Here is a 25,463-nt window from a genome sequence, read left to right on the forward strand (position 1 = left end):
AGACGACCTCGCCCAGCTATCCAAGAAAGAACTGGTCAAACTGGAATTACTACACTTTAGGTATGCATACAGCTATTGATGACACTTACCCTTGCGATGAAGGTATCTGAATAACCATTCCATCTAATGCTTCAGTCATCACAACCTGACAGCATAGCCTTGAGTTCTCTTTGGCTTCATTTGCGAATTCGAGCATATCTAATTCATCTTCACTTGGTGCACCAACTTCCTGCAGCCAGCTTGGATCAATATAACCGTGACAAGTAGCGCAAGAGCAAGCCCCCCCACACTCAGCAACAATTCCTGTGACACCATTTTTCACCGCTGCTTCCATAACAGACTGCCCTTGCGGAGCTTCGACTTGGACCCTTTCACCATTAGGCTGAATAAAAGTAAGTGATGGCATTAGAACCTCATTTAGTAAACATGTTAACATTTTAGGTTATTACAGCTTATGAGAAGCCATTTGTCAACACAAATGCTAGCGGTCATACGATTGTGGTTACCAATTATCTGATTTATAAATATTTCATCGCTATTGATTCATGCGATTAAAAAATAAAATGGAGTTTAAGATAGTAACCTAAGCGCATGCCCGTACATGAGTGGAAAAAATCCAGAAAAGCTCGCCATTTCAGGTTTAGAAGACGAAGCCGGCCTATAGAGTCACTTGTCTCGGCCAAATTTTTGACCATAATGTCTTGGGATCAACTGCATCATCCTAGCTTACACAAGGCATTACCATCTTAGTGAGGCACTTTGAAGCATTTAGTCTACAGGCGCTTGACTCGCGTGGATTTAAGCCATGTAGAGCATCGCACTACTTGGGCTATCTGCTTTACCGGGAGCTGGGATATTCTGTATAAGAGATTGGATAGTTGATATTTATTGCTGATTATTTGTCAACAAAATCTTAATCAATTATAGCGGATACGTCATTTTAGTTTCGGTTGGCGCTCTGCCCCCTCGCTGGTTGCTGCCGACTTTCAGAAAGTGACGCAGTGGGAAAACACTAACTAGCCGTTGACAACTCGCTTTGTAGCCGTTCTGGTGCGGCCAACAGTACCGCGTGCCGAAATGGATGGCTGCTGAATGGCCCCAAGGAGCTAACAAGCCCGCGAAGTAAGGGGTGAGCAATCAAACCGCGGAGATGTCGCTGATCACCAAGGTGCGTTGGCGGATCGAAGTGACTACTAATAGGTTAGGAACTCAAGCAGGAGTTCGGGCTGGAGAACTATGAAGGGCGCAATGGGCAGGTTTTTACCATCACGCCAGCCTGGTTTACGGAGCGGCCGCGTTGTTGGGGTCAAAAATAACCCACTGTTACCGGCACCTGTCCTACCCGAAAGGTGCCGGGCCCGGGGCCATACAGCGAGCTCCAAGGCATGCGAATAATCCCTTTAAAACACTATGTTGGCATTTGCATCAATATCTCATGATGATCTTGTATAGCCGATGGCTATGTTTGTGACATAGTAGAACTAGTGTCCAAGAGTATAATAGCGTAGTGTGCCGGAGCCTGTTCCAAACCCAACAGGCTGAATTTGCGTATCTTATGGATCATTGCAAACGGCAGCGGCTTCACACATTCAGTTGTGATATTTTCATCTATTGCGGCTTATTGTATACTTTACATACTTTCAGAGATTAGTTAACCACTAAAATGATTGCTTAATTTTGACCGTTAAGCGTCAGAAACAGAAGGGAGATCGTCAGGGTTAAGCTGTTGAAGCTCTTCGAGCAGACTCATTAGGGTCTGATATTTCTCTGGACCTAATGCTTGCTGTATTTTCTTGTACTGGCTAACCATTTCCTCCTGCATTTTACCGAACAGTGCATTGCCTTCGTCTGTTAGCGTAACACAAAGGCGGCGCTGGTCAGTTTCTGGTTTCCAGCGTTCAACTAGGCCATTCTGTTCAAGTCGAACCAGCACGCCAGTCAAACTGGGCGGCAGTATACAGGCGAGTTTCGCCAGCCGGTGGCTTTCCAGGGTTTGATCTTCAGATTGCCACAGGATGCGGATCACCCGCCACTGCTGTTCGGTTATGTTGTGGCGGTTGAGATGAGGCCTGAAGAAGTCCATCGCAGACTCACGGGCTTGCATCAATGCCAAAGTTAAGGAGGGGGTAGGGCGTGACATTTTTTGCCTTTTATAAATAGCCACCAGGATAAGCTGCCTGGTGGCACTGGAAGTATTATTTAATGCCCATGCACATATATTTAATTTCGAGATAATCTTCAATACCGTAATGAGATCCTTCCCGACCAACACCAGAGGCCTTGATGCCGCCAAAAGGTGCCACTTCCGTCGATATAATACCTTCGTTAATACCTACCATACCATACTCAAGTGCCTCCCCTACACGCCAGCAACGACCGATGTTTTGCGTATAAACGTAGGCGGCGAGACCAAAGGGGGTGTCGTTGGCCATGGCTATCGCTTCTGCTTCTGTACCAAAGCGAAACAGCGGTGCTAGCGGGCCAAAGGTCTCTTCGTTGGCGACGTCCATAGTAGGCGTGGCGTCGCCCAATACGGTGGGTTCAAAGAAGTTACCTCCCAGAGAGTGGGATTGTCCCCCGCATAACACTTTAGCACCCTGGCTTAGCGCATTTTCAATATGGCTTTTCACTTTATCGACCGCTTTTAGATTAATAAGCGGGCCTTGCTGGGCACCTTCTTCCGCTGCGGGTGCAACCTTCAGTTTACGAACGGCGGCGACCAGTTTCTCACTGAAGGCATCATAGACAGCATCATGAACCAGAAAGCGGTTTGTGCAGACGCAGGTTTGCCCGCTGTTGCGGAATTTGGACGCCAGAGCACCTTCAACTGCATCATCCAGGTTGGCGTCGTCAAAGACGATAAAGGGTGCGTTGCCGCCCAGCTCCATACTGACTTTTTTAATCGTACCGGCGCACTCTTCCATTAGCTGACGGCCGATTTCCGTGGAGCCGGTAAACGACAGTTTACGCACGCTTGCATGTTGAGTGAGTTCGCTGCCGATGGCACTGGCGCGCCCGGTAACCACATTAAACACACCCGCGGGGATACCCGCCCGTTCGCCAAGTTCGGCCAAGGCCAGCGCCGAAAGTGGTGTTTCGGAGGCGGGTTTGAGCACCATGGTACAGCCGGCTGCCAGGGCTGGGCCTGCTTTGCGGGTAATCATTGCCACCGGGAAATTCCACGGCGTAATGGCGGCAACTACCCCCACCGGCTGTTTGATGACGACGAGGCGACGACCCGGTTTATCGTTGGGGATGACATCGCCATAAACGCGTTTGCCTTCTTCGGCAAACCACTCGATAAAGCTGGCGCCGTAGTCGATCTCGCCTCGGCTCTCGGCAAGCGGCTTGCCCTGCTCCCAGCTCAACAGGCGGGCCAAGTCTTCTTTGTGTTCATGCATCAAGGTGAACCATTGGCGCAGAATAGCAGCGCGCTCCTTCGCCGTTTTATCGCGCCAGGCTGGCAGCGCGGCTTCAGCGGCTTCTATTGCCCGGCGTGTTTCTACGCCCCCAACCCGGGCAACATCGGTGATAGGCGTGTTGTCCGCGGGGCTGGTGACGCTAAAGGTTTCGCCGTTATCGGCGCTGACCCACTGGCCATTGATAAAAGCGTGTTGGCGCAGCAGGCGTGAGTCGTGCAGTTTCATGAATGATTCCTAACGTTAAATAGGCAGTGGGTTAAAAAAGCGGTGATAGGTGGCGTTAGTAAACCGACGGGGGCGTGGCCGCCGCTGGTGCGGTATCACCGTCGTCTTTAAAGCTGCTGGCCAACGCTTTCAGTGAGTTCATCAAGACGCTGGTGTCGACACCGACGGCGACAAAGGTGCAACCTAAGGTTAGATAGCGTGCTGCGAGCTGGCGGTCTGCCGATAAAATGCCGGCCGCTTTGCCTGACTGCTGAATGCGCTGGATGGCGTCTTCAATGGCGTTTTGCACCGTTTCGTGCCCCGGGTTACCGCGATGTCCTAGCGATGCGCTGAGGTCGGCGGGGCCGAGGAACACACCATCCACCCCTTCGACGGCGGCAATTTCATCAAGGTGCTTAAGGCCTTCCTGGGTTTCGATCTGGACTAACAGGCAGATTTCGTTGTCCGCTTTATCCAGGTAGCCGGGGATGCTGTTCCAACGCGAAGCGCGTGCCAGTGCACTGCCGACGCCACGAATGCCTTCTGGCGGATAGCGAGTGGCACGTACCAGCTCGCGGGCCTGTTCGGCGCTATCGACCATGGGGATCAATAGCGTCTGTACGCCGATATCCAGATACTGCTTGATCAGCGCGGTGTCGCCGACCTGTGGACGCACGATGGGGTGAGCTTGGTAAGGCGCGACGGCCTGCAGCTGTGCCAGTATTGTGCGCAGGTCGTTGGGAGCATGCTCACCGTCGATTAATAGCCAGTCGAAGCCCGCATTGGCAGAGAGCTCCGCGCAGTATCCATTGGCTAGCCCTAGCCATAGGCCAATTTGCGGCTCCTTGTTGGCTAACGCCTGCTTGAACGTATTGGTAGGTATCTCCATGCCATATCTCCTGCTTGTGTAATGAGTGGCGCTCGTTACCGCCCCGGGCGCCGAACCAGCCAGACGGTTACCTCAAGACTGCCTAAAGGGGAAAGATCGCGTTGATTTGGCCGGTGCCAGAACTGCCAAAAGGCTCAGTGAGTATTTCGGCAGGCGTGTCGTACTCTTCGCCTAATACGCCAAGCAGCATGGCGGTATCATGCATACCGCCTTCGCCGTAGCAGTGCTGAGCATATTCCGGCAGCATGGTGCGGAATTCTTTGAAGTGCCCCTGTCGCCACATCTCAACCACGCGTATATCCATCTGGCGGTCAAACTCACGCGTCCAGCGGTGCATGTTTTCCATTGCATCGCTGTTATCGCTAAATCGGTGGGAAAGAGACCCTGAGGCCAACACCATGACGTTGTGATGGCTGGTCTTGATAGCGCGTCGTATGGCTTCGCCAAATTTGATGCTTTCATTCAGGTCGTGCCAGGCATCCCAGGCCGCAATCGACACCACTTTGAGCGCCTGCTCCTCAGGGACTCCCATGTGCATATAGCGCATAGGTACCAGGGTGCCGTACTCAAGCTTCAGGCTTTTGATATTGTGCGCCATGGTGCGAATGTCTGAACGGTTCGCTTCCGTGGCGATCAGCTCGCCGAGGTCGGGGCAGCCTGCGTAGTTGTAGGTCATGTCTTGAATAAAGTGGGGCAGTTCGTTGCTGGTATAGATACCTTCAAAGTGATTGCTGCAGTTAATGTGATACCCACTGTTGACCAGCCAGTGGGTATCGAACACCAGCGCAACATCTGCGCCTAATTCGCGGGCGCGACGGCCGATCTCCTTGTGCCCGGCAATGGCCTCAGTCCGGCAGCCGTGGTGTTTGCCAGGCTGTTCGGATAGGTACATCGAAGGGACATGGGTCACCTTGGCGGCTAAAACAATTTCGCCCATTTTATTCCTCTCAGTGCGGCGTGGCGCTTGACATACGAGCGGCTATCTCCGGTGGGTGGCTTGTCGCCATGGAGAGTAGCTTCGTTAGTTTGTTGATATAGACAGAAAGATGAACAAGAGATAACTGAAGCCTTGACGGATCAATCCATACCAGGAGCAGCGTTTAGGGTTAAGACGCGCCCACCCAGGAGCAGACACATGGCGTTGACCCCCATTCCCAATATCACGATCGGTCAGGAGTACGATCAGCGGTATGCTGACGAGGCGGTGCATTACGATGCCCTCAGGCCGATGGCGGACTTCTTCGGGCGCAACATGCCGGTTCATCACCATGACCGATTTTTTCAGGTGCACTACATCAACAGTGGCATGGTCAGGGTTTACCTGGATAATCGGCAGTATCATCAGCAAGGGCCGATGTTCTTTTTGACGCCGCCTGGGATTCCCCATTTGTATACCACCGAAGAGGGCAGCGATGGTCATGTGCTGACGGTGCGCCAGCAATTGGTATGGTCGCTGCTTGATGAGTGCCCAGACCTTGGCAGTATTGGGCAGATTACGCCCGTTTGCGTTGCCACCGGTCACGTCAGCTCGGAGGCCCGCCATGAAGTTGCCCGCATTGAGCGGCTTTTCGATGAGCTGGGGGCGGAGTTTGCTGCCGAGCGTAAAGGGCGTGACGTGGCGCTGACGACCCTGACGCTGTTGCTGTTTATCAGCAAGTTTCGGCTTTCGGCCAATTCCCTCAAGGCGCAGCATGTGCGGCATGACGAGCTGATGCTGTTTCACCGCTTCAATCTGGAAACCGAAGCGCACTTCAAAGCGCACTGGACGCTGTCGGCGTACGCTTCGGCCCTTAACGTGACCTAGGCGCGGCTCAGTAGCGTGTGCCGTCGTATCGTTGGGGTGCCCAGTAAGCGATTGGTGCATGAGCGGCTGATGCAGGAAGCTCGCCGGATGCTGACCTTTACCGGTATGACCGTCAACGAGATTGGCTACCAGTTGGGCTTCCAGGATCCCGTCTACTTTTGTCGCTTCTTTGCTCGCCATGCCGATACCACTCCCTCAAATTACCGCCACCATCAGCTTAGCCAGTCGTGAGCAGGCGTTGACGGGGTATGCTTTAATCGAAGCGCAGCTTCACCGTTCCAAGGGGGCCAAAGTCGGCTTCAATATCGCTACCGGAAGGGCATTCCACCGGGCCGATAAAAGAGCCCGACAGCACCACTTGTCCTGCTTCAATACGTTGGCCATAAGTGGCCATGCGGCGGGCCAGCCAGACTAACCCGGTTACCGGATCATCCAGCACGCCCGCTCCCAGGCCGGTGGCCACGACGTTGCCATCTTTCTTGACGATGGCACCCACCCAGCGCAGGTCAAAAGCCGTCGGCGAGTGACGTTCGTTGCCAAGCACAATGCCCGCATTGGCCGCATTGTCGGATACCGTATCGACAATCAGGCGTGTCTGGCCGGTAGCAGCATCCTGACGAACGATGCGCGTATCCAGAATCTCCAGCGAGGGCACAACGTAATCCGTGGCCGCCAGCACATCCTCCCGGGTTACTTCACCTTCCAGGGGCGCTTTCATGACGAAGGCTATTTCAGCTTCGATGCGGGGTTGAATAAAGTGATCCTTGGCAATCACGGCCCCTGTCGAAAAGCGCATGTAGTCATAAAGCACGCCGCTATCAGGTGTATCAATCCCCAGGGCGTCCTGCATTACCTTGGAAGTCAGGCCGATTTTCCAGCCAATGACGTCATGCTCGGTCTTTTTTTGTAGCTGAGCCGCTTGGATGGCATAGGCATCATCCAGCGTCATGTCGGGATATTGGCACGACAGTAGGCCGATCTGCTCGCGGTTTTTTTCCGCCGCCAGAAGTGCTTCGGCGGCAGCGGATATCTGGGCGTCAGTTAATGGCATTTTTCTCATCCTCCACGCCGTTGACCAGTTTGCCGATGCCTTCCGCTTCGACCTCAATGACATCGCCAGGCTTCAGCCAGATAGGGGGCTCGAAGCGCGCACCGGCACCGGTAGGCGTACCGCAAACGATAACGTCGCCGGGCACTAGGGTGGTAAACGTGGAGACGTAGTTCACGATATAGCGAAAATCGAACATCATGCGCGAGGTGCGGTCGTTCTGGCGTACTTCGCCGTTGACCCAGGTAGTCAGCTCTATATCGTCTAACTGAGAGGCGTTATGGAACGGCACCAGCCATGGCCCGATAGCGCCGGTAGCGTCAAAGTTCTTCCCCTGGGTGACGTTGAATTTGGCATGTCGTACCCAATCACGAATGGTGCCTTCGTTGCATAGGGTAAGCGCGGCAATATGCTCGTAAGCCTTCTCTTTTGAAATACGCCGGCCGCCCTTGCCGATAACGATGGTCACTTCACCTTCGTAGTCGAGCTGCTCGCTTTCGGGGGGGCGTACCAGGTTTTGGCGGTGGCCGACAAAACTGCGTGGGAAGCGAATGAACAAGGAGGGCTTGCTGGGGGCGGCCTGGCCGTCTTTATACTCTTCATTACGCGACGGAAAATTAACGCCGACACAGATCAATTTCTCAGGGTTGGCGATGGGAATCAGGTAAGTGACATCTTCTTCACGATAGCTTGGGCGGCGACCTTCTGCGACATTCAACAGTTCGTCGATCGCGCCCGCTTCAATGACTTCTTTAAGGCCTTTGAACCGATGACCAAACTCTGGCAGTAGATCAATGATTCCGTCAGCGGTAACAACGCCGTAACGATCCGCGCCATTAGCTTGAAAAGCGGCCAGCCGTGGGGCCAAGGGGGCACTCATGACATATTCTCCTGGGCCCGGCTGAGCCGGGCCGTTTGGTGCGAAACCTGGAAGATGCAACCAGGCGCTGTTAAGGGGCGATGATCGGCGTGGCCTTTAGTTGAGATGCTTTGGTCTCAACACCCTTAAAGAGCGAGCCGTGCTCAAACCAGGAACGCGGCGCTGGCGCCCCCCATAGCGTTTGCCGCTGGGGGTCTTTCAAGTCCCACTTGATCGGTTCGAGATCCGGGTCAACGGTCTGATAATCAGAGCAGTAGATTTCGATGCGGTGGCCATCCGGGTCGAGGATGTACAGGAAAAATGCATTGGAGATGCCGTGGCGACCGGGCCCACGTTCGATATTGCTGACGTAACCCGTGGTGGCCATCAGGTCGCACAAATCGATGATATTAAGTGGCGTGGGCACCCAGAATGCAGTGTGGTGCAGGCGCGGGCCTTCACCGTTAGTGAAGGCGATATCGTGGACACCGCCCTTACGATGCATCCAGGCCGCCCATAGCTTGCCGCTCTCTTCATCCTCGGTGTATTCAGTGACCCGGAATCCCATGCTGTTATAGAACGCCACGGCGTCATCGACACTGGTAGAAAACAGATTGAAGTGGTCGATGCGTAGCGGTTTGACACCCCGGTAGAGAGCGTACTGTTGATGGATAGGCGCTAGCCGTTCCATCATGTAATAAAACTCGATAGGGGTGTCAAAGCAGTCCACGGTGCGCAGCGTGCGACCTTGATAGGGGCGTTCTACCCACTCGACGGGCTTACCCTGCTGCTCAAACCATGCGTACGCCTTGTCTAATTCGCTCTCATCAAAAACCTTGAAAGAGAGCGCCTGGACGTTAGCTTCAGCGCTTTTTTCGAGCACCATGCAGTGGTGGCCGCGCTCTTCCATGGCCCGTAGATAGATGCGCTGGTCGTCTTCGTCGGTGACCTGAAGGCCGAGCGTATCCACATAAAAGTGGCGGCTCTTGGCCAGATCGGTCACGCCGAATACAACATGGCTTAAGCGTATAATGTTGAATTCAGGATATAAGTTAGGGGCTGGTGTGGGCATTGTGTTTCTCCATATACCATCTAAACAGGCGGTGTGAGCCAGAGTTGTCGTCTCGGGTGTTGATTAGCCGAGTTTTGGAACCGGATGCACCTTGCGCGGGAAGGAAACGTTGACGGTCTCCATATAAAAGTCGAAGGACCAGTCCCCGCCGTCCCTGCCAATGCCGGAGGACTTAACGCCACCAAAGGGCGCGGGCAAATGGCGCACGTTCTCGGAGTTGACCCACATCATGCCGGCTTCAAGCTGATCGGTTAAACGCATGGCGCGGTTGAGGTCATTGGTCCACAGGTAGGCAGCCAGGCCGTACTCGGTATCGTTGGCGATACGCAGAGCGTCATCCTCGTCTGTGAACGGAATGGCGGTCAGCACCGGGCCAAAAATCTCTTCCTGGGCGATGGCCATATCATTGTTGGCCTGGGTAAATAGCGTTGGGCGCACGAAGCAGCCCTCTGCGCCGACCTTTTCGCCACCCGCCGCAATGGTGGCGCCTTGCGCGCGGGCCTTGTCAAAATAGGACAGTACTTTTTTCTCGTGCTCAGGGTGAATCAGTGGGCCGACGACGGTGTCTGGGTCAAGAGGGTGGCCGACCTTGACGTTGTTGGCGATGTCGGCAACGCGGCGAGTGACCTCGCCGTAGATAGTGTCTTGCACCAACAGGCGTGAAGAGGACGTGCAGCGCTCACCGTTTAGCGAGTAGATCATGAAGGTGGCGGCTTCTATCGCACGCTCAATATCCGCGTCGTCAAAAATAATGACAGGATTTTTACCGCCGAGCTCGAAATGGAAGCGCTTCAGCGTGGGAGCTGCCTGGGCCATGATCATTTGCCCGGTGCGACTTTCACCCACAAAGGCCACTGCCTTGATGCCCTTGTGCTCTGTTAGCGCTTTACCAGCGTCCTCGCCGAAACCATTGACCAGATTGAGTACACCCTTCGGTAGCCCGGCTTCTTCTGCGATCTCAACCAGCAGCTTTGCTGTCATCGGCGAAAATTCGGCGGGTTTGTGCACCACGGTGCAGCCGGACGCCAGGGCGGGCGCTATCTTCCAGGTGGATAGCATAAACGGCGTGTTCCACGGTGTGATCACTCCCACCGGGCCAAGCGGGCGCTGGGAGGTTACATTCATTTGGGTGTCGTTACGCAGGGCCAGGCCATCCTCGGCCTCGGGGGCTTTGTCTGCGAAGTAGCGAAAATTAGCCGCACCACGAATAGCAGCCTTCGACATAAAACGCAGCGCTTGGCCGGTATCCATGCACTCCGTGAAAGCGATCTCTTCTGCACGGGCTTCAATGGCTTCGGCCACCTTGATCAGAATAGCGCGGCGCTCTTTACCTGGCGTTCTACTCCAGGTTTTAAAGGCTTCCTGAGAGGCTTTCACGGCGCGGTCGATATCGTCGCTGCCGCCACGGGCAACGCTGGCTAAGGGCTTGAGGTCAACGGGAGAAATAGTGTCGAAGGTGGCTCCCGACTGTGCGGGTACCGACTCACCGTTGATGTGGTTGAGTACCCCTTGCTCTTTAAAGCGCTGCATATACTGCTGCGCCCGGGCGATGTTGTCTTGCAAAGTGCTCATGGTGAAGGCTCCTGTTATGACGACAGTCGGGAGTGAATAGGCGTGTCTTTCCAACTCAAATCGGCGCTGATCTCGCGGATTTCCAGCGATAAGGCGAAGTGGGGCGTGGCGAGCTGCTTGGCCAGAGCTTGCTGTACGCCTGCAAACACCAGGTCGCCGGCAGCTTTAAGCGTGGACCGTTCTCGACCCGTGCCGACCGAGAGCGTCATCGCCATAAAGTTGTTATCCGGGTGGTCATCGGCAACGATACAATGCGTAGCGGCGAAGGCGCGTACACGAATGCCAGCGAGTGGAAAAACTTTGCTCTCTTTCATAGCTTGATGGGCGGCTTGGCAGACACGAAGAATGTCGGCATGTTCATCAGTGTTTGGAGAATATTCGATACGCAGGTGTGGCATATTATTGTTCCTGAAAGCTTATAGATTAATACTAAGTAATTGTAAAAATTAAGAGTTTCAATGTTTCTTAATAGGTACTCTACCACTTATTAATATATTAACAATAAAAATTGTAACATCAAATAAAACTAAATTAACGTAGCCAGAATGGCTTTATGCGCGTCCAATCTTTTTTATAAACGGTATTAGAGGTGTTGCCACTAGTACCGCAGCTGTAGATAAACGCCATACTTCGTTGAACACGACCTGTGGGTGAGCGAGGTATCCGATGCTGAATGACCTGACCCTTGAGAACGTGCGCAAGCAGACCCTTGACTCGGTATCGGCGCTGTACTCATAGCTGACAAAGCTGGGCGTTACGACAAACGCAACGAGACCCGTGAGCGCTTCGGTTCCTATCTGCGGGGGCCTATTGGGCGATGCACAATTACGGCTTCCAGCACCTAATCAACCGAACCCGCTTGGTTGAGGACGGTGAACACGTGATGCTGTCTACAAGACACTGCGCGACGACAATGGAGTGCTAATGGTGGATGACCGGGTTCCGCAAGAAGTGCCGCCATTTAGTGGGTGTCAAGAGCCAGTACAGCGGAACCGCAGGCCGGATCGAGAATTGTCGGATAGGTGTGTTCCTCGGCTATGCCAGTTGCTGGGGGCAGGGATTGATGCGCGCCCTATTCTTGCCACAGGATTGGGCAGAAGATCGTAAACGCTGTTGCCAGGCTGGCTGCCGGAGGAAGTAAGTCAGAAGCTCAAGTCGGTGTTAGCCCGGAAGGTGCGGATCTGGACGCTGGATATCGGCGTCAAGGCTAGCTGGGTGAGGGAAAGTGCCGTGTATAGCGAGTCTTTCCAGCTAGGCTGGACACTTGAGGAGCGCATTCAAGGTAATGTGATGGTAGTCAGTCGCAAGGTGCATGTCTGGCAGGGGCTAAACAACATAAAGTGGGCGACCTGCTGGAAGCCCAGCCCAGGAGCACCGGCAGGATCCAGCTCAGCGCTGGGTCGGGTAGTCGGCGCCCAGCAATATGACTAGGTATATCTGCCGGTGAATCCGGGCCCTTTCAAAAGATGGCAGTGTGGGACGTTTCCTCGACAGCTAACAGAAAATGACGGCGTCTTTCACCTTCGCCCCATGCGTTACGTCACTCGAAGACCTCGCGCTGATAAAGTACCTATACAAAAGAAATCCGATATTCCTTGCCATAGCCTGACAACTCCTTCTGCACATGATATTTCAGGGACTGGAAGCTTTCATAATCCGCTAGTGGCAACCACTCATACTTCACCTTGCGCCAGAGAATCTCGATCAGGTTCAATTCTGGCGAATAGGAGGAAAGATAGATCACATAAACCCGATGGCTCAGCTACTCCAGTCGCTTGCGCTGAAGCAGGGCCGAGCGATGAACAATGGCATTGTCCATCGTCACGATGGCAAAGGTATCGGGTGACTTTTGGGTAATAAAGTGATCAAAGGCTTCGATAACGGCCCCGGAGGTGACCGTATCAGTTGTCGAATGGTAAATCAGCTTGCCTTGGCGACTCAGAAAACCCAGCAAATTCAGACGCTGGCTGTGTGAGTAAGCTGGCATCATTCGAGGATGACCGACGGGACTCCAGGTGTAAGGCAAGACAGACGACAGGGAAAAGCCAGACTCATCGAAGTAGTACAGTTCAGCTTCGCCTCGATCTTCCCAGCGCTGAAGCTTGGCTAGCAGGCCTTGTGTATGTCGGAAGTCCGTCTCGTCACGCCGATCTTTCAGAGATCGCCGAGCCCGCTTAAAGCTATACCCCAGTTTTTTTAATGCTCTCTTGATTGTCATGGTGCTAGAACATTTTACAGTTTCCTGCTGTAGTCGTGCCTGAACCAGCTTTTAGCTGGTGGGGCTGTTCTTCTGCAAGTGCCCGTAGCCGTTCCCGCTCCTCGTCACTGTAGATAGAAGGACGACCGGCAATAGGCTTATCACTGAGCCCTTCGAGCCCCTGTGCTTCCCAAGCATCAAACCAGAGCGAGACCGTCTCTCGTGTGACAGACAGGATCTTGCAAACCTGGTTGATGGTGTGTCCTTGATGGCTCAGCACGATGGCATGGGCACGGCGACGCAAGGCTGGCTTTTTTCCATGCTGTAGGTGGCTATCAGTGCCTGAAGGTCAGTGTCGGACAGAGGTAGTACAAAACGGAACTTCATGATCATCTTCCTGATTCAATAGTCAGGATCATAGGTATAGAGGAAAATTTATATTCGGCTACTTAGTTGGGGCCCCGTGGAATGTTGAGCGCAGTTTTCAGGAAAGCAAAACACAAAGGGGCTTGATCAATGAGATGCGGGTCTGGCTAAGCTGGTATCTCCATATCAGGCTAGTGATGGCTGCCTACCCGCTTGGTTACGTTGCGCCGACATCAGCTTAATATGCCTGTTGCTGAACCTGGGGGGGCAAGGCCCCTCGTTCTCTCCCTGGCCGAAATGCGGCGATGGCTGTACCTTACCACCTTTGCCCAGCGACAAAGATGGCTAAAAGATACGCAGCACTAGTTCTGCTGGAGAAGACTTTAGCAACGTTTCGCACAGAATTAGCACTGGGTAGGACGCCAGCGGAAAAAAGAAGCATCAACTCCTTGTCACTCAATGATTATTTTTAAATGCAGTACTAGGGTCTGTTGACGTTTTAAGGGATAGCATTGGCAGGATAGGGGCAAACTCGCAGAATAAAGGTTCCGACACCAACAAACTGCGAGCTTGCCATGCCCCGACTGATGCTCACGGATGAACACTGGTCGAAGCTAAAACCTATCCTGCTTCAACAACGTATCTATGACAAGGCTGACCTGCGGATGACGGTAGAAGGTAGACTTTACCGAATCCGTACCGGCTGCCAGTGGCGCGATTTCCCCGACGATTTTGGGCACTGGAATACAGTCTATAAGCGCTTTAACGCCTGGTCGTCGGCGGGCAAACTGGTGGCTGTTTTTAATCGGTTAGTGGAAGATCCAGATACGGAATGGCTCTTCATTGATGGCTCCTATATCAAGGCGCATCAAGACTACACAGGGGCTGCCTCAGGGGAAGTAGAAGCCATTGGCAAAAGCCGTGCGGGCAACACAAGCAAGATACACCTAGCCGTTGACGCTTATGGACTACCGATTGCTTTCAGGATCACCGGAGGTGACGTACATGACAGCACCGAGGCACAGGCGCTGATTGATGCGTTGCCAACAGGCGGGGCATTAGTGGCTGGCAAAGGGTATGACAGTGGGCGTATCCGTGAGCAGATCGACGCCAAGGGGATGGACTCGGTGATCCCACGCAAGCGCAACTCAAAGACGGGGAATAGCAATTTAGACAGAGGGTTATATCGCTATCGTCATCTTGTAGAGAATGCCTTTGCTCGGTTGAAGCCGTATCGCGCCATAGCGACGCGTTACGACAAGCTCAAGCGAAACTATGAAAGCATGGTGGCCTTAGCTTGTGGTTTTTTATGGCTGCCCATGTGAAACGTCAACAGGCCCTAGTCTTCTGGGGTTAAGAGGTGTGTCAATATTTGTAGCCTGAAAGCTTTCTAAGAAACAGTGCTCGTAGCACACATGGACATGATCGTGAGATTCGACAACCATCCAGCTAAGAAATTTAAAGTACTACTAATGGTGTAGGTGTGAAATTAGTTAACGTGTTGACTTTATCGCAGCCTAAGCCTAACGTTGGGTATAGATGAGAATTGCATTACTTAAATCAAAGGCGATACAGTTCTATTAATAATTAAACTGTAATATAGCAATGATCATTTTAACGCTAATAATAATGAATAATGGTAAACCCCCTCCAAGGAGTTATGTATGAAAAAAATTTACTTCCGTGCAGTTATAGCCAGTTTCTGTACATCGATAGCAGTAATTTCAACGAGTGCCTTTGCTGATCTGGATAGACTGACAATTGGAACTAACCCGAGCGGCTCAACCTTTTATTTGATTGGTGGAGGGCTGTCCAGGCTCTACCAGACTGAACTTGGTATTCGTAGTACCGCTCAACCTAATGCGGGCTCTTCTGTCTATTTGCCGATGATCAGTACTGGAGATATGACACTAGGCATATCCAGCTCTATCGAGGCGAGTATGGCTTATAACGGTGAAGCTAACTTTCCCATAAAAATGGATAATCTCAGGGTGCTCGCTCGCATTTGGAGCCTACCCTACGCTTACCTTACAACTGGTGACTCTGGCATTAATACTGTCGAAGATCTTAGAGGTAAACGAGTGATGGGAAATATGTCAACGAATATAGCATTAACTAGAATTAACAAAGCCATTTTGCAGTCAGGTGGCTTGACAGAAGAAGACGTTGATTTTGCCCGTTCTGGGGGATTAATGGATGGGATTGAAGCAGTTTTGCAAGGTCGTGCAGATGCTGCGCCAGTCGCTACAACTATGCCAGTTCTTATGGAGTCACATGGAACGGCTCCGGGCGGCCTACGTATAATAGCTAATGGAGAACAGGGAACAACAGAGTTTTTTTCAAATATAGTGCCTGGCTTATCAGAATATTTGGCAGAACCAAACTCCCGCCATCCTTATATTGTCGGTGAAACCGAAATAACATCTTATGATATCTACGTTGTCGCAAATGAAGACCTTTCGGAAGAAGACGCTTACCGTCTAACTGAAGTTGTTTATGAAAACTGGCCACAGATGCAAAAAGATTACCCACCTTTGAGGGCGGTACCTCAAGAAGGGCTCTATGTTGATCAGCCTACCATTCCATATCATTCAGGTGCAGAGAGTTTCTTCAGCAAGCTAGAAATGAACGAATAACCAATAAACGACATTCCCTTCAATTACAGAAACTGGGCCGGTTTCGAGAAGTCAACCGCCCAGTAAGCTAGTGGAGTAGTCATGGCTATACTCTATTCTGGGGTAACAGGCTTGGTAAAGTTGCTGTTGCCGCTGTTAAGCATTTTATGGGTGTTCGCAGTTCCTGAGAGACTAGGTATTCCGCTTGTTTCCCAGCAACTCATTGCTATTATGCTTGGTCTAGCTGCTGCTGGGGCTTTCTTAACAAAGCCTTATCGTGACCATGGCGGTATTATTGACTTTACATTAGCTTTGCTCGTGGCTGCTAGTTGGTTCTGGTATGCCTGGAACTTTGAACAGTGGATGGTAATGCTAGCCTTTCGCACTCCAGATATGTGGGTGCCTGGTATAGTTGCCTTATTGCTACTTTTGGAGGCACTGCGTAAGTCATTAGGGTTGGTGATCGCAACTTTCATCGCGTCTATAGTGGCTTATGGATTTGTTGGTCATTTGTTGCCGGGTTCGCTGAGTGCTGAAACTTCTGCACCAACACGCACCGTGCTATACCTTTATGCTGATAGTAGCGGTGTTCCCGGTACAGTTGTGCGTATTATCATTGAGCTAGTGGTTCCGTTTGTCATTTTCGGTAAATTAATGGAAATTGCTGGAGGAATGACTTTTTTCAATAATCTTGCGATGAGTTTAATGGGGCATCGACGAGGTGGGCCAGCTAAGGTAGCAGTAGTGGCTTCAAGCTCCTTTGGTACTCTTTCAGGATCTACGGTAGCTAACATAATGTCTACCGGAATTATGACGATTCCCTTAATGAAGCGAACGGGATTCAGCCCATCACATGCCTCAGCAATCGAAGCAGTTGCCTCTAATGGCGCACAATTAATGCCGCCTGTAATGGGTGCAACAGCCTTTATAATGGCTGAATTCCTAGATGTTTCATATGGCACTATTGTCACGGCAGCAATAATACCAGCATTGCTATATTACTTAGTATTATTTATGCAGATTGATGCTATTGCAGTTCGGGATAATATCCGAGGTCTTGATAAGTCTGAGTTGCCTAACATGAGGGAGACACTGCGTCAGGGTTGGATATTTATTTTTCCTTTGGCCGTGCTAATCTATTTAATGTTCTGGCAAGGCTTTAATCCGGGCATAGCAGCTTTGTATGCCGCTGGTGTGGTCTTGATTGGTTATTTGGCTCGATATTATAAAGAGTTTAATTTATTTAAATTTATAAGTGAGTTGCGGAGTGTAGGTACAGAAGCAATTCCGCTAATATTGATAGGCGGAGCGGCTGGCGCAGTTGTTGGAATTATGAACTCCACTGGCTTTGCTTTCCAGTTGTCATTGTTACTATCAAACGTGGCAGAACAATATGGGTTATTTTCGATGCTCTTATTGACAGCCCTTGTATCTATCGTTCTAGGCATGGGAATGCCAACAGCGGCAGTTTACATAGTCTTGATCACAGTGATAGCACCTACTGTTATTGATCTTGGTATCGAACCTATTGCTGCGCATATGTTTCTTTTTTATTTTGGCTTAATGAGTATGATCACGCCACCTATTGCCATTGGTAGTATTGTTGCTGCGTCTATCGGTAGGGCTAGTATGTGGTCGACTGGGTTTTATGGGATGAAGCTTGGAATAATGGCGTATATGTTGCCTTTTTTATGGATTTATAATCCAGCGATATTAATGAACGGGTCTCTTATTGATGTGTTTTTGGTTGTTATGCATTGCGTCGTAGGAGCTGTGTTAATTCGAGAATCAATATTGCACTCACCAGTAAGATGGTTGCCGGATCTATGTTGGTCGTCTCTCTTGATGCTATTAGCCCTTGGCATCGGTAGCGCAAGTCTTTGGATGAATGATAATGCGATGCTTATGTTATCTCCAATAATTATACCTATACTAATATGGGGTAAAAGAATATCAACTAGCAGCATGAATTCGTCGAATAGCGCATTGACAAAGTAAACATGTTTACTATAATAAAGATGTATCCGCTACTTAAGTTAGCTAAATAACACATTGTGAGGAATGTCCTTATGGAACTAATTGATCTAAAACAGTTGGCTGATGTCGATGAAGGTAAGATAAGTCGAGAGATATTTGTTAATGATAAGCTTTATCAGCAAGAGCTCGAAAGAGTTTTCTCGCGTGCATGGCTATTTGTAGGTCACGAAAGCCAAGTGCAAAATCCAGGTGATTTCTTCGTCTCTCGTATGGGAGAAGAATCAGTCATTCTTGTGCGAGATAAAGCTCATGAAATACATGTTTTTTTGAACTCCTGTCGTCATCGCGGAATGAAAGTATGTCGCTATGAATCGGGAAATACATCGCTATTTACTTGTCCTTACCATAGTTGGACATATGCTACAGACGGTAAGCTTCGCGGTGTTCCACTCTATAAGTCATTATATGAAGGAGTATTAGATAAGAATGAGTGGTCATTGATTGAAGTGGCAAAAGTAACAAATTATAAAGGTAGTATATGGGCAACTTGGGATCCTGAGGCACCTGAATTTCTTGAGTATTTGGGTGATGCGAGACAACATCTTGATTTGGCGCTTGACTGCCGTGATGGTCGACCGGGGGGGGCTGAAGTTGTTGGGGTTCACAAATGGGTATTCCCTTCAAATTGGAAGTATGCGGCTGAAAACTTTTTAGGGGATACTTATCACAACCCAAGCCATCGCTCCGTTGACCTTATTGGAATTGGTCCTTCTGCGGAAGAAGGCGTTAAGGGGCGTCGTGACAATGAGCTTGAGTATGCTCAGCATGTCTGGATCAGCTTTGCCCAAGGTCATGGGGTGCACTCAGCCGTTCAGCCGGAAGGACAAGAATATGTTGAACAATTTAAAAACGACCCTGAGATTGAAGAGTATTTCCGAAACTGTTATCACGAACGAGTTCGGCTTATGGGAGATGAGGCGCGCTTAAGGCCTTTTGTTGGAACCATTTTCCCGAACACATCATTTCACGGCAGTCAGCCTCGTAGCCTCTGCACTTGGCACCCACATAGCCCGACTGAAACAGAGGGATGGCGGTTTTTCTTAGTTGATGCTGATGCTCCGGAGAAAGTGAAGAAATTTCTGCGTCATTATTATATGCGCTATTCAGGTCCGGCAGGGATGACCGAGCAAGACGATTTAGAAAACTGGCTTTACGCTACTCAAGCGAGTCAAGGAACAATTGCTCGCAGATATGCTTTTAATTACCAACAGTCTTTGAATGTGGCCAAACTAGACCCCGTCGTTTACGGATTGACTATTAAAGGAGAAGTTAGCACTCAAGTTTCTGAGCATATGCCCCGTGGCTTTTATAAACGTTGGGCTGATTATATGGCAGGAAAACCGTGGAAAGAATTACTTGGCCACAATGATACCCGCTTCGTACCAAATCAGGATTAATTATGAGTGATAAACCTGTAGTTATTGTTACCGGTGGAACTTACGGGTTGGGTCGTGATATTAGTCTGACTTTGGCGCGTCGAGGTTGGTCGGTGGTGGCTTTTGGCTTGGAGAGTCGTCAAGCATCTAGCTTAGCGGAGAATGCAATCCCACATCTGATGGCAGAGGCGGAGAATGATGGCTTGTCTATCCTTGCAGTAGAGGCAGATGTCAGTAAAGAATCAGAAGTGGCTCGTGTTATCTCGACCACAATTGAACGCTTCGGTCGAATTGATGCTTTAGTAAACAATGCTGCTATAGGCCCCCTAGGAACAATATTAGATACTTCTCCAGAACTTTGGGATCAGATTGTCGACGTCAACTTAAAGGGTCCCTATCTTGCAAGTCGTGCAGTAATTCCACACTTTATTTCTCAAGGAGGGGGAAGCATCGTAAATGTAGGCTCGGGCTCAGGATGGGGCAAACCAAACATGGCTGCATACGCGACCACGAAAGGTGGGCTGTTGGCATTCAGTGCGGCCACTGCTCTCGATTTCTTTCATAAAAGAATAAGGGTCAATACCGTTATTCCTGGCGGTGGTGGAATTGTGGCTGGCATGAGTCTAGGCAGGGTTGATGGCGATATTAACCGATTGAAAGAAAAAGCGGTAGGAACAGTCGCTGGGCGTGCAACAACCGGAAAAGACTTAGCTCTAGCTGTAGCCTTTTTATTATCGGAGGATGCAGAAGTGATTTCTGGAACAGTACTAGACGTAGGATGCTTTGCTCATCAAGGATCTTCAGTTCCTCTTTAATTAAAATTTCAAAAAAGGTATATCAAAATGAATTTATGTGAGCAGTATTCTGCTGAGGATAAAATATATTATTTTTATCTACAAAAGGAGGTTGAGCAATTTTTTTACCATGAGGCTGAGCTAATTGACACTCGCCAGTTTAAAGAGTGGCTAGAGCTTATGCATGAAGACATTAGTTACTTTATGCCAATGAGAAAGAATGTAAAATTTGGACAGCATGCTGCCTTAGAGAATACACGGCGTGGAGAGGAGATAAGCTGGTTTGATGAAGATAAGTGGACTTTAGGAAAGCGTGTAGAGCAAATTCTAACTGGTGTTCATTATGCAGAAGAACCTTTATCTCGAGTTTCTCACTTAGTTACTAATATACAACTGACCGAAGTTAAGCCAAATCTAAGGTCGCCAACTGAAGTGAGCACTAGCTGTAGATTTATGGTCTATCTTAACCGTGTAGAATATGAAACGTATACATTTGTAGGTAAGAGATATGACCGTTTAGTTCGCGATGGAGGTAAGTGGAGTGTTATTTCTCGCGAAATAATTTTAGATCAGAATGTACTGTTGGCAAAAAATCTCACTACATTTTTCTAATTGGAGATACGTAATGATTGATCTTTATTCAGTTGCTAAAGGTGATTTAGTAACACTAAAAGATGGTCGTAGTGGCATTTGTACACAGAATATGGAGGATGGTCAATGGATTGAGGTAAAGATCGATAAGGACATTGACCTAGTACACAGCCAAGATATAGCCAAGGTTAAGAACCTGGAGAGCTTCTGATGAAGGAGACTATATGTTAAGCGTTGCACATATGCCGTCAGACTTTCACCCATTAGTGTTAATACACGCCGATCTTGTAGGAGTGACTGAGCTTGCTAAAATTTTAGACAGCCTAGCCGATGGTAAGTCTACCGAAGCTTTGGTTGGGTCAAATGAAGTAAAGACAGCTGCGTTAGTGATACAGGTAGTTGAGTGTGAAGGCTTATTCGCCGAAGTGGATGATGCTTTACATTGGTATTTGACTAAAGAGATGGCAGCGAATCATGCCTCTGATCTAATAGGTTTTGTTTCACGTAATGAGCTTTCAGGGTCAGTGATTCTGGAAAATGGAATACTTGATGAGACCCCCATTAAGGTTACTGTTGGTGAGTTCGATGATGCTTTCTTTACTGATTCTGCTTTACAATAACTAAGTAAGTGAGATGAAAATGAAAAAAACTGTAATTATCGTTGGCGGAGGGCAGGCAGCCTGTTCATGCGCTTTCAAATTGCGTGAACTGGGCTACGATGGCCAAGTTTTGATAATATCATCTGAGCTTTCGAAGCCTTATCATCGTCCTCCACTTTCTAAAAAGTATCTTCTAGGAAGTGTAGAACGCAACGATTTGGAAATTAAGTCTGAGTTTTTATATCAGAGCCAACGTATTGATGTGCTCTTAGGAACAACTGTAACAGAGATTGATAGGGACAAACGTCAAGTTGTTGTGAATGGTGGGAGAAGATTTACATATCAAACATTGGTTTTAGCTACAGGAGCGAAGGCGCGCGAGCTACCTGAGGCTCAAGGTGGTGGGGCATCTAATGTCTTAACTCTGCGAACACTCGATGATGCCGATCGGCTACGTCCTTTTCTTAAAAAAGCAAGTTCATTGCTGGTAGTTGGCGGTGGGTATATCGGTTTGGAAATGGCTGCGGTAGCACGCAGTCTTGGGCTCAACGTGACTTTAATAGAATTATCAGACCGTATTCTGAATCGTGTTGCTAGCGCCAAGACAGCACATTTTTTCAAGTCATTACATTGTCGAGAGGGTGTTGTTATTCATGAGAATACCTCAATAGTATCAGTTACTCGGCAGGAGGGTAAGGTGGTTTCCGCTGAATTGAGTAATGGTGTTCACATTGATGTTGATTTTATTGTCGCAGGTATTGGTGTAACTGTGAATACTTCACTTGCTCTGCGAGCAGGATTGGAAACAGGACTTGGAATTGAGGTAGATGAAGCGGGGCGCACTTCAGACCCAGCAATCTATTCCGCTGGCGACTGTGCTAGCTTTGAGTTTCGCGGGCTATCGATAAGGCTAGAGTCTATTCAGAACGCTGTAGATCAGGCAGATTCGGTAGCACAGTCTATTGTCAATCCAGGTTTTAAATACCGACCACTGCCATGGTTTTGGTCGGATCAGTATGATACTAAGTTACAGACTGCAGGACTTAATACCGGGTATACAAAAAGTGTTTTTCGACCGTCGACTAAACGAAATGATGCTGCGTCTGTTTGGTACTTTGATGACAAACGTTTGTTAGCAGTGGACGCAATAAATGAGCCATCTACGTTCATGATTGCTAAGGCTTTGCTAAAGGAAGAGATTTGCTTAGATGCTGAGACATTAAGTGAAGTAGACAATATTCGTAGTTTGTTACCCATGAGGAATTAATATTAATCTTATATTTTTTTTCTTTAAATTTTATACATACGTTCATTTGTTATAAGTGGTTATGCATAAGTTATAGAGTAATTAGTGCCGTAACCATTGCATACGTTTTTGACCGCTTCACAAAGCTTATCGAACGAACTGTAGGCTGTTAACGGTAGCCACCGGTATTTGATTTCGCGCCAAAGGATTTCGATCAGGTTCAGCTCCGGCGAATACGGCGACAAATAGACCAGATGAATGCGATGTGCCATCCAATCAATACGTTTGCGCTGGAATGCCTTGGAACGGTGCATTTTGGCATTATCCAGTATCACGACGGCGAAGGCGTTAGGGTCTTTATGTGCCGCAAACTGATCAAAGGCTTCTATAACGGTCTCAGTGGTCACTGACTCGGTGGTCATGTGGTGAAAAAACTCGTCTTTTCTGGTGAGAAAGCCCAGTACATTCAATCGTTTGCTGTGTGGGTAGGCCGTGACTTCCCAGGGCTTGCCTATCGGGCTCCATGCATAAGGAAGTGACGATGATTGCGAGAAACCGGCTTCATCAAAGAAATAGAGATCGCACTCACCCTCACCTTCCCACTCCTTCAATACATTGATCATCTCTTGCGTATGGCGGAAATCTGTTTCGTCACGCTGTGCCCTCAATGAGCGGCGTATCCGCTTACAGCTATAGCCTTTTTTTTAACGCGCGCCGCAACGTGTCCTGGCTGACGACGTTGCCTGTCTGCTCCTGAAACTTGGCATGGAGGACAGGCAATTGATGGGGATATTCTTCAACCAGTTGCTCTAACACAGCAAGATCACTCTCGCTGAGAAGGTGGGGGCGTCCTTCGCGAGGCTTGTCTTGAAGCCCTTCAATACCGCCTGCTTCCCATTGGGATAACCACGTCGATACCGTATCGCGCTTGACCCCGATAATATCGCGAATCTGGTTAATCGTATGGCCCTTGTGGTTGAGCAGAATGGCGTGAGCCCGACGACGTAGCGCTCTCTTTTCGCCGTACTGGTAGGCTTCATTTAAGAGTCGTTGCTGGTCAGGTGTTAAAGAAACAAAACGTAAGCGCCGAGACATGGTTCCGTATTTTACTCTGATGGATCTTTGTTATTTATACGCGATAATTTATGCGAAGTCACTTAGTTTATATGTTTTTTGTTTGCTTTATGTATCAGTAAAGTATGCTTTGTTATATTGAATAAGTTGAAGTCTTTGTAGTGTGCTTTTTAAGCAGGCTAATAAAGTGGGCGGCCTCAAGTTCCAAGTGCAACGCTATCGAAGAGTGCTCGGACTGACGACGGATTTTTTAAGTATCTTTGCGTTGATATCTAGCGGTGTCCACCAGTCCAGTGTCTTGCGTGGCAGTGTATTGAGTGAGTCGGGGGTATCGTCGAGCTCTTCTTGACTGTAGCCCTACATGTTCGTGCACTTTTGCAGTTACTGCCTCAACAGCCCGTTGGTGTTGTGGGGGCGGTCATACGCTTGCAGCCCCGCTGTCATGGGTTATACGGGTCAGCAAAGTAAATCGCTTTACCGGTCTTCTGAGTAATCTCGGTATGTTTCACCATATCTTTCCCTCGTCATAGGTCATGGACAGGCGTAGGGAGCGCGGTAACTCATTGAGTTTGTCACTGAAACCGACGGCCGTGGCTGTGGTGCTATCTACTTTTGTCAGGATCTCTAAACGCGTAGTGCTCTCCAGCAATGTACCGACGACAGAGCGGTTATTAGCGCAGCAGGTAACAGCCAGTTCTAAAAGTTAACCATCGAGATGCAGCTTCGTGCAACTGCTAGGCCGACAGAGGGGGACAGTCGGACACGGTATCAAGCGAGACTTGCTTCATACGCTATATCAGGGCTTATTGTTTGGCGTGCCAGTTCTCGTGAAATAAAACTAGCGCACGGCCCAACTGAGGCGTGATAGCACGAATCGAGAGGTGAGCCCGCACCAGCATGATGGCGGCTCGATCTTCAGTAGATAATGTGACCATAACAATGAGACGTGGCAATACCCTAGCTGATAGGTTGGGTGTAGCACTTGGTCATTGAGATTGCCGAGCATGGTTTTTTTAATTTCCCATTTTTGAGGTTGTCCGAATGACTTATTGCTTTAGCATTTTTGAAATAATCGCTGTGGTATCATATGTACTAATATTTGTTATAGCAGGGTTAGTTAAGGGCGTGGTTGGATTTGGAACTCCTTTAATTACAGTTCCGTTTATTGGTATGATTCACGATATTCCTACTGCAGTCGGATGGTCTCTTCTTCCAATTATATTTTCAAATTTGTTACAGGCTTACGAGTGTCGAGGTGGCAGTGTTGTTTTTAAGAGAGTTTGGCCTTTGCTCGCTTGTTTGAGTGTGTCTTTGATTTTATCTGTGCAACTTCTAAAGAGCTTTCATTCTAATGTTATAACTATGTTAGTTGGCTTTTTAATTCTTTTTTTTGTTTCGAGTCAATTTTTTCCAAGACCACCTAAAATTGCAGAGCGCTGGCAATCACCTGTACTTGTTGTAGCTGGAATAACTAGTGGTTTTATTGGTGGACTAACTTCTTTTTATGGTTTTCCGGCGTTACAGGCTTTGATATCTATTGATCTAAATCGCCGTGAGTTTATACTTTCAACAAGTGCTTTGTTTCTTCTCGGTACTGGGGTTCTAAGTGGTTATGCAAAAGTTATCGAGTTACTTTTTCCGTAATTATCACATACGTTTTTGACCGCTTCACAGAGCTTGTCGAACGAACTGTAGGCT

Annotated in this window: 25 protein-coding genes and 1 pseudogene; 14 read left to right on the forward strand and 12 right to left on the reverse strand. The window is 49.3% G+C overall.

The window, feature by feature from the left end; all coding sequences use genetic code 11:
• Positions 1 to 85: 85 nt before the first annotated feature.
• The 5 genes from ACQKE4_RS16180 to hpaD (ACQKE4_RS16200) all read right to left on the reverse strand — a co-directional run bounded on the left by ACQKE4_RS16180 (position 86) and on the right by hpaD (ACQKE4_RS16200) (position 5,452).
• Entirely contained in the window at positions 86 to 406 is a 321-nt protein-coding gene (locus ACQKE4_RS16180; RefSeq protein ID WP_427389357.1) for a 2Fe-2S iron-sulfur cluster-binding protein, read from the reverse strand.
• A gap of 1,278 nt (positions 407 to 1,684) precedes the next feature.
• Positions 1,685 to 2,140: a homoprotocatechuate degradation operon regulator HpaR gene (hpaR, locus tag ACQKE4_RS16185; RefSeq protein WP_427389358.1), complete on the reverse strand. Its 456-nt coding sequence runs from the start codon at positions 2,138 to 2,140 to the stop codon at positions 1,685 to 1,687.
• A 55-nt stretch (positions 2,141 to 2,195) separates the two neighbouring features.
• Positions 2,196 to 3,647: an NADP-dependent succinate-semialdehyde dehydrogenase gene (gene gabD / locus ACQKE4_RS16190; protein WP_427389359.1), complete on the reverse strand. Its 1,452-nt coding sequence runs from the start codon at positions 3,645 to 3,647 to the stop codon at positions 2,196 to 2,198.
• Between the two features lie 55 nt (positions 3,648 to 3,702).
• A complete protein-coding gene (gene hpaI, locus ACQKE4_RS16195; RefSeq protein WP_427389360.1) occupies positions 3,703 to 4,515 on the reverse strand; it encodes a 4-hydroxy-2-oxoheptanedioate aldolase in 813 nt (270 codons plus the stop codon).
• Between the two features lie 82 nt (positions 4,516 to 4,597).
• Complete coding sequence (hpaD, locus tag ACQKE4_RS16200) at positions 4,598 to 5,452, reverse strand: 3,4-dihydroxyphenylacetate 2,3-dioxygenase (protein WP_427389361.1); 855 nt, start codon at positions 5,450 to 5,452, stop codon at positions 4,598 to 4,600.
• 198 nt (positions 5,453 to 5,650) lie between these two features.
• Here hpaD (ACQKE4_RS16200) and ACQKE4_RS16205 point away from each other — a divergent pair, with 198 nt between their 5' ends.
• The gene (locus ACQKE4_RS16205) at positions 5,651 to 6,319 is read left to right on the forward strand and encodes an AraC family ligand binding domain-containing protein (RefSeq protein ID WP_427389362.1); all 669 of its coding nucleotides are present in this window, start codon (positions 5,651 to 5,653) and stop codon (positions 6,317 to 6,319) included.
• Between the two features lie 15 nt (positions 6,320 to 6,334).
• The gene (locus ACQKE4_RS16210; protein WP_427389363.1) at positions 6,335 to 6,550 is read left to right on the forward strand and encodes a helix-turn-helix transcriptional regulator; all 216 of its coding nucleotides are present in this window, start codon (positions 6,335 to 6,337) and stop codon (positions 6,548 to 6,550) included.
• A gap of 22 nt (positions 6,551 to 6,572) precedes the next feature.
• Here ACQKE4_RS16210 and ACQKE4_RS16215 read toward each other — a convergent pair whose 3' ends face one another.
• From ACQKE4_RS16215 to ACQKE4_RS16235, 5 genes are all read right to left on the reverse strand, one after another.
• Positions 6,573 to 7,370: a 2-oxo-hept-4-ene-1,7-dioate hydratase gene (locus tag ACQKE4_RS16215; RefSeq protein ID WP_427389364.1), complete on the reverse strand. Its 798-nt coding sequence runs from the start codon at positions 7,368 to 7,370 to the stop codon at positions 6,573 to 6,575.
• The gene (locus tag ACQKE4_RS16220) at positions 7,357 to 8,247 is read right to left on the reverse strand and encodes a fumarylacetoacetate hydrolase family protein (protein WP_427389365.1); all 891 of its coding nucleotides are present in this window, start codon (positions 8,245 to 8,247) and stop codon (positions 7,357 to 7,359) included. The genes ACQKE4_RS16215 and ACQKE4_RS16220 overlap by 14 nt, the downstream gene beginning before the upstream one ends.
• Before the next feature lie 70 nt (positions 8,248 to 8,317).
• On the reverse strand, positions 8,318 to 9,298 hold the full coding sequence (hpaD, locus tag ACQKE4_RS16225) for a 3,4-dihydroxyphenylacetate 2,3-dioxygenase (protein WP_427389366.1): 981 nt from the start codon (positions 9,296 to 9,298) through the stop codon (positions 8,318 to 8,320).
• Between the two features lie 63 nt (positions 9,299 to 9,361).
• Positions 9,362 to 10,870, reverse strand: coding sequence for a 5-carboxymethyl-2-hydroxymuconate semialdehyde dehydrogenase (gene hpaE, locus ACQKE4_RS16230; protein WP_427389367.1), 1,509 nt, complete (start codon positions 10,868 to 10,870; stop codon positions 9,362 to 9,364).
• Positions 10,871 to 10,884: 14 nt separating this feature from the next.
• Positions 10,885 to 11,268, reverse strand: coding sequence for a 5-carboxymethyl-2-hydroxymuconate Delta-isomerase (locus tag ACQKE4_RS16235; RefSeq protein WP_427389368.1), 384 nt, complete (start codon positions 11,266 to 11,268; stop codon positions 10,885 to 10,887).
• Positions 11,269 to 11,801: 533 nt separating this feature from the next.
• Between ACQKE4_RS16235 and ACQKE4_RS16240 the strand changes: the two genes are divergently transcribed.
• Positions 11,802 to 12,011 (forward strand): transposase, encoded by a 210-nt coding sequence (locus ACQKE4_RS16240; protein WP_427389369.1) that lies wholly within the window; start codon positions 11,802 to 11,804, stop codon positions 12,009 to 12,011.
• Positions 11,984 to 12,301, forward strand: coding sequence for a hypothetical protein (locus ACQKE4_RS16245; RefSeq protein ID WP_427389382.1), 318 nt, complete (start codon positions 11,984 to 11,986; stop codon positions 12,299 to 12,301). The genes ACQKE4_RS16240 and ACQKE4_RS16245 overlap by 28 nt, the downstream gene beginning before the upstream one ends.
• Positions 12,302 to 12,440: 139 nt before the next feature.
• On the opposite strand, the pseudogene ACQKE4_RS16250 reads toward ACQKE4_RS16245, so the two are convergent.
• Positions 12,441 to 13,454: pseudogene (locus ACQKE4_RS16250) on the reverse strand (IS630 family transposase).
• A gap of 554 nt (positions 13,455 to 14,008) precedes the next feature.
• On the opposite strand from ACQKE4_RS16250, the gene ACQKE4_RS16255 reads away from it, so the two are divergent.
• The 9 genes from ACQKE4_RS16255 (at position 14,009) to ACQKE4_RS16295 (ending at position 22,712) form a co-directional block, all read left to right on the forward strand.
• A complete protein-coding gene (locus tag ACQKE4_RS16255) occupies positions 14,009 to 14,758 on the forward strand; it encodes an IS5 family transposase (protein ID WP_427389370.1) in 750 nt (249 codons plus the stop codon).
• A 339-nt stretch (positions 14,759 to 15,097) separates the two neighbouring features.
• Positions 15,098 to 16,069 carry a TAXI family TRAP transporter solute-binding subunit gene (locus ACQKE4_RS16260; RefSeq protein ID WP_427389371.1) on the forward strand — a complete coding sequence of 324 codons (972 nt, stop codon included), beginning with the start codon at positions 15,098 to 15,100 and terminating at the stop codon, positions 16,067 to 16,069.
• 81 nt (positions 16,070 to 16,150) lie between these two features.
• The gene (locus tag ACQKE4_RS16265) at positions 16,151 to 18,046 is read left to right on the forward strand and encodes a TRAP transporter permease (protein WP_427389372.1); all 1,896 of its coding nucleotides are present in this window, start codon (positions 16,151 to 16,153) and stop codon (positions 18,044 to 18,046) included.
• A gap of 71 nt (positions 18,047 to 18,117) precedes the next feature.
• The gene (locus ACQKE4_RS16270) at positions 18,118 to 19,482 is read left to right on the forward strand and encodes an aromatic ring-hydroxylating oxygenase subunit alpha (RefSeq protein ID WP_427389373.1); all 1,365 of its coding nucleotides are present in this window, start codon (positions 18,118 to 18,120) and stop codon (positions 19,480 to 19,482) included.
• Positions 19,483 to 19,484: 2 nt separating this feature from the next.
• Entirely contained in the window at positions 19,485 to 20,276 is a 792-nt protein-coding gene (locus ACQKE4_RS16275) for an SDR family NAD(P)-dependent oxidoreductase (protein ID WP_427389374.1), read from the forward strand.
• Between the two features lie 27 nt (positions 20,277 to 20,303).
• Entirely contained in the window at positions 20,304 to 20,867 is a 564-nt protein-coding gene (locus tag ACQKE4_RS16280) for a 3-phenylpropionate/cinnamic acid dioxygenase subunit beta (protein WP_427389375.1), read from the forward strand.
• 13 nt (positions 20,868 to 20,880) lie between these two features.
• A complete protein-coding gene (locus ACQKE4_RS16285; RefSeq protein WP_427389376.1) occupies positions 20,881 to 21,057 on the forward strand; it encodes a hypothetical protein in 177 nt (58 codons plus the stop codon).
• 13 nt (positions 21,058 to 21,070) lie between these two features.
• Positions 21,071 to 21,466 carry a hypothetical protein gene (locus tag ACQKE4_RS16290; RefSeq protein ID WP_427389377.1) on the forward strand — a complete coding sequence of 132 codons (396 nt, stop codon included), beginning with the start codon at positions 21,071 to 21,073 and terminating at the stop codon, positions 21,464 to 21,466.
• A gap of 19 nt (positions 21,467 to 21,485) precedes the next feature.
• The gene (locus ACQKE4_RS16295; protein ID WP_427389378.1) at positions 21,486 to 22,712 is read left to right on the forward strand and encodes an NAD(P)/FAD-dependent oxidoreductase; all 1,227 of its coding nucleotides are present in this window, start codon (positions 21,486 to 21,488) and stop codon (positions 22,710 to 22,712) included.
• A gap of 59 nt (positions 22,713 to 22,771) precedes the next feature.
• On the opposite strand, the gene ACQKE4_RS16300 is transcribed toward ACQKE4_RS16295, so the two are convergent.
• Positions 22,772 to 23,786 (reverse strand): IS630 family transposase gene (locus ACQKE4_RS16300; protein WP_427389379.1). Its coding sequence is split into 2 segments (ribosomal slippage): positions 22,772 to 23,387 and positions 23,386 to 23,786, totalling 1,017 coding nucleotides; the frame shifts between segments, so codons are not numbered across the junction.
• Positions 23,787 to 24,806: 1,020 nt separating this feature from the next.
• On the opposite strand from ACQKE4_RS16300, the gene ACQKE4_RS16305 reads away from it, so the two are divergent.
• Entirely contained in the window at positions 24,807 to 25,409 is a 603-nt protein-coding gene (locus ACQKE4_RS16305; RefSeq protein WP_427389380.1) for a sulfite exporter TauE/SafE family protein, read from the forward strand.
• The last annotated feature ends 54 nt before the right edge of the window (positions 25,410 to 25,463 follow it).

This window comes from Halomonas sp. NPDC076908, assembly GCF_050269715.1.
In the GTDB taxonomy this organism is placed as follows: Bacteria; Pseudomonadota; Gammaproteobacteria; order Pseudomonadales; family Halomonadaceae; genus Vreelandella.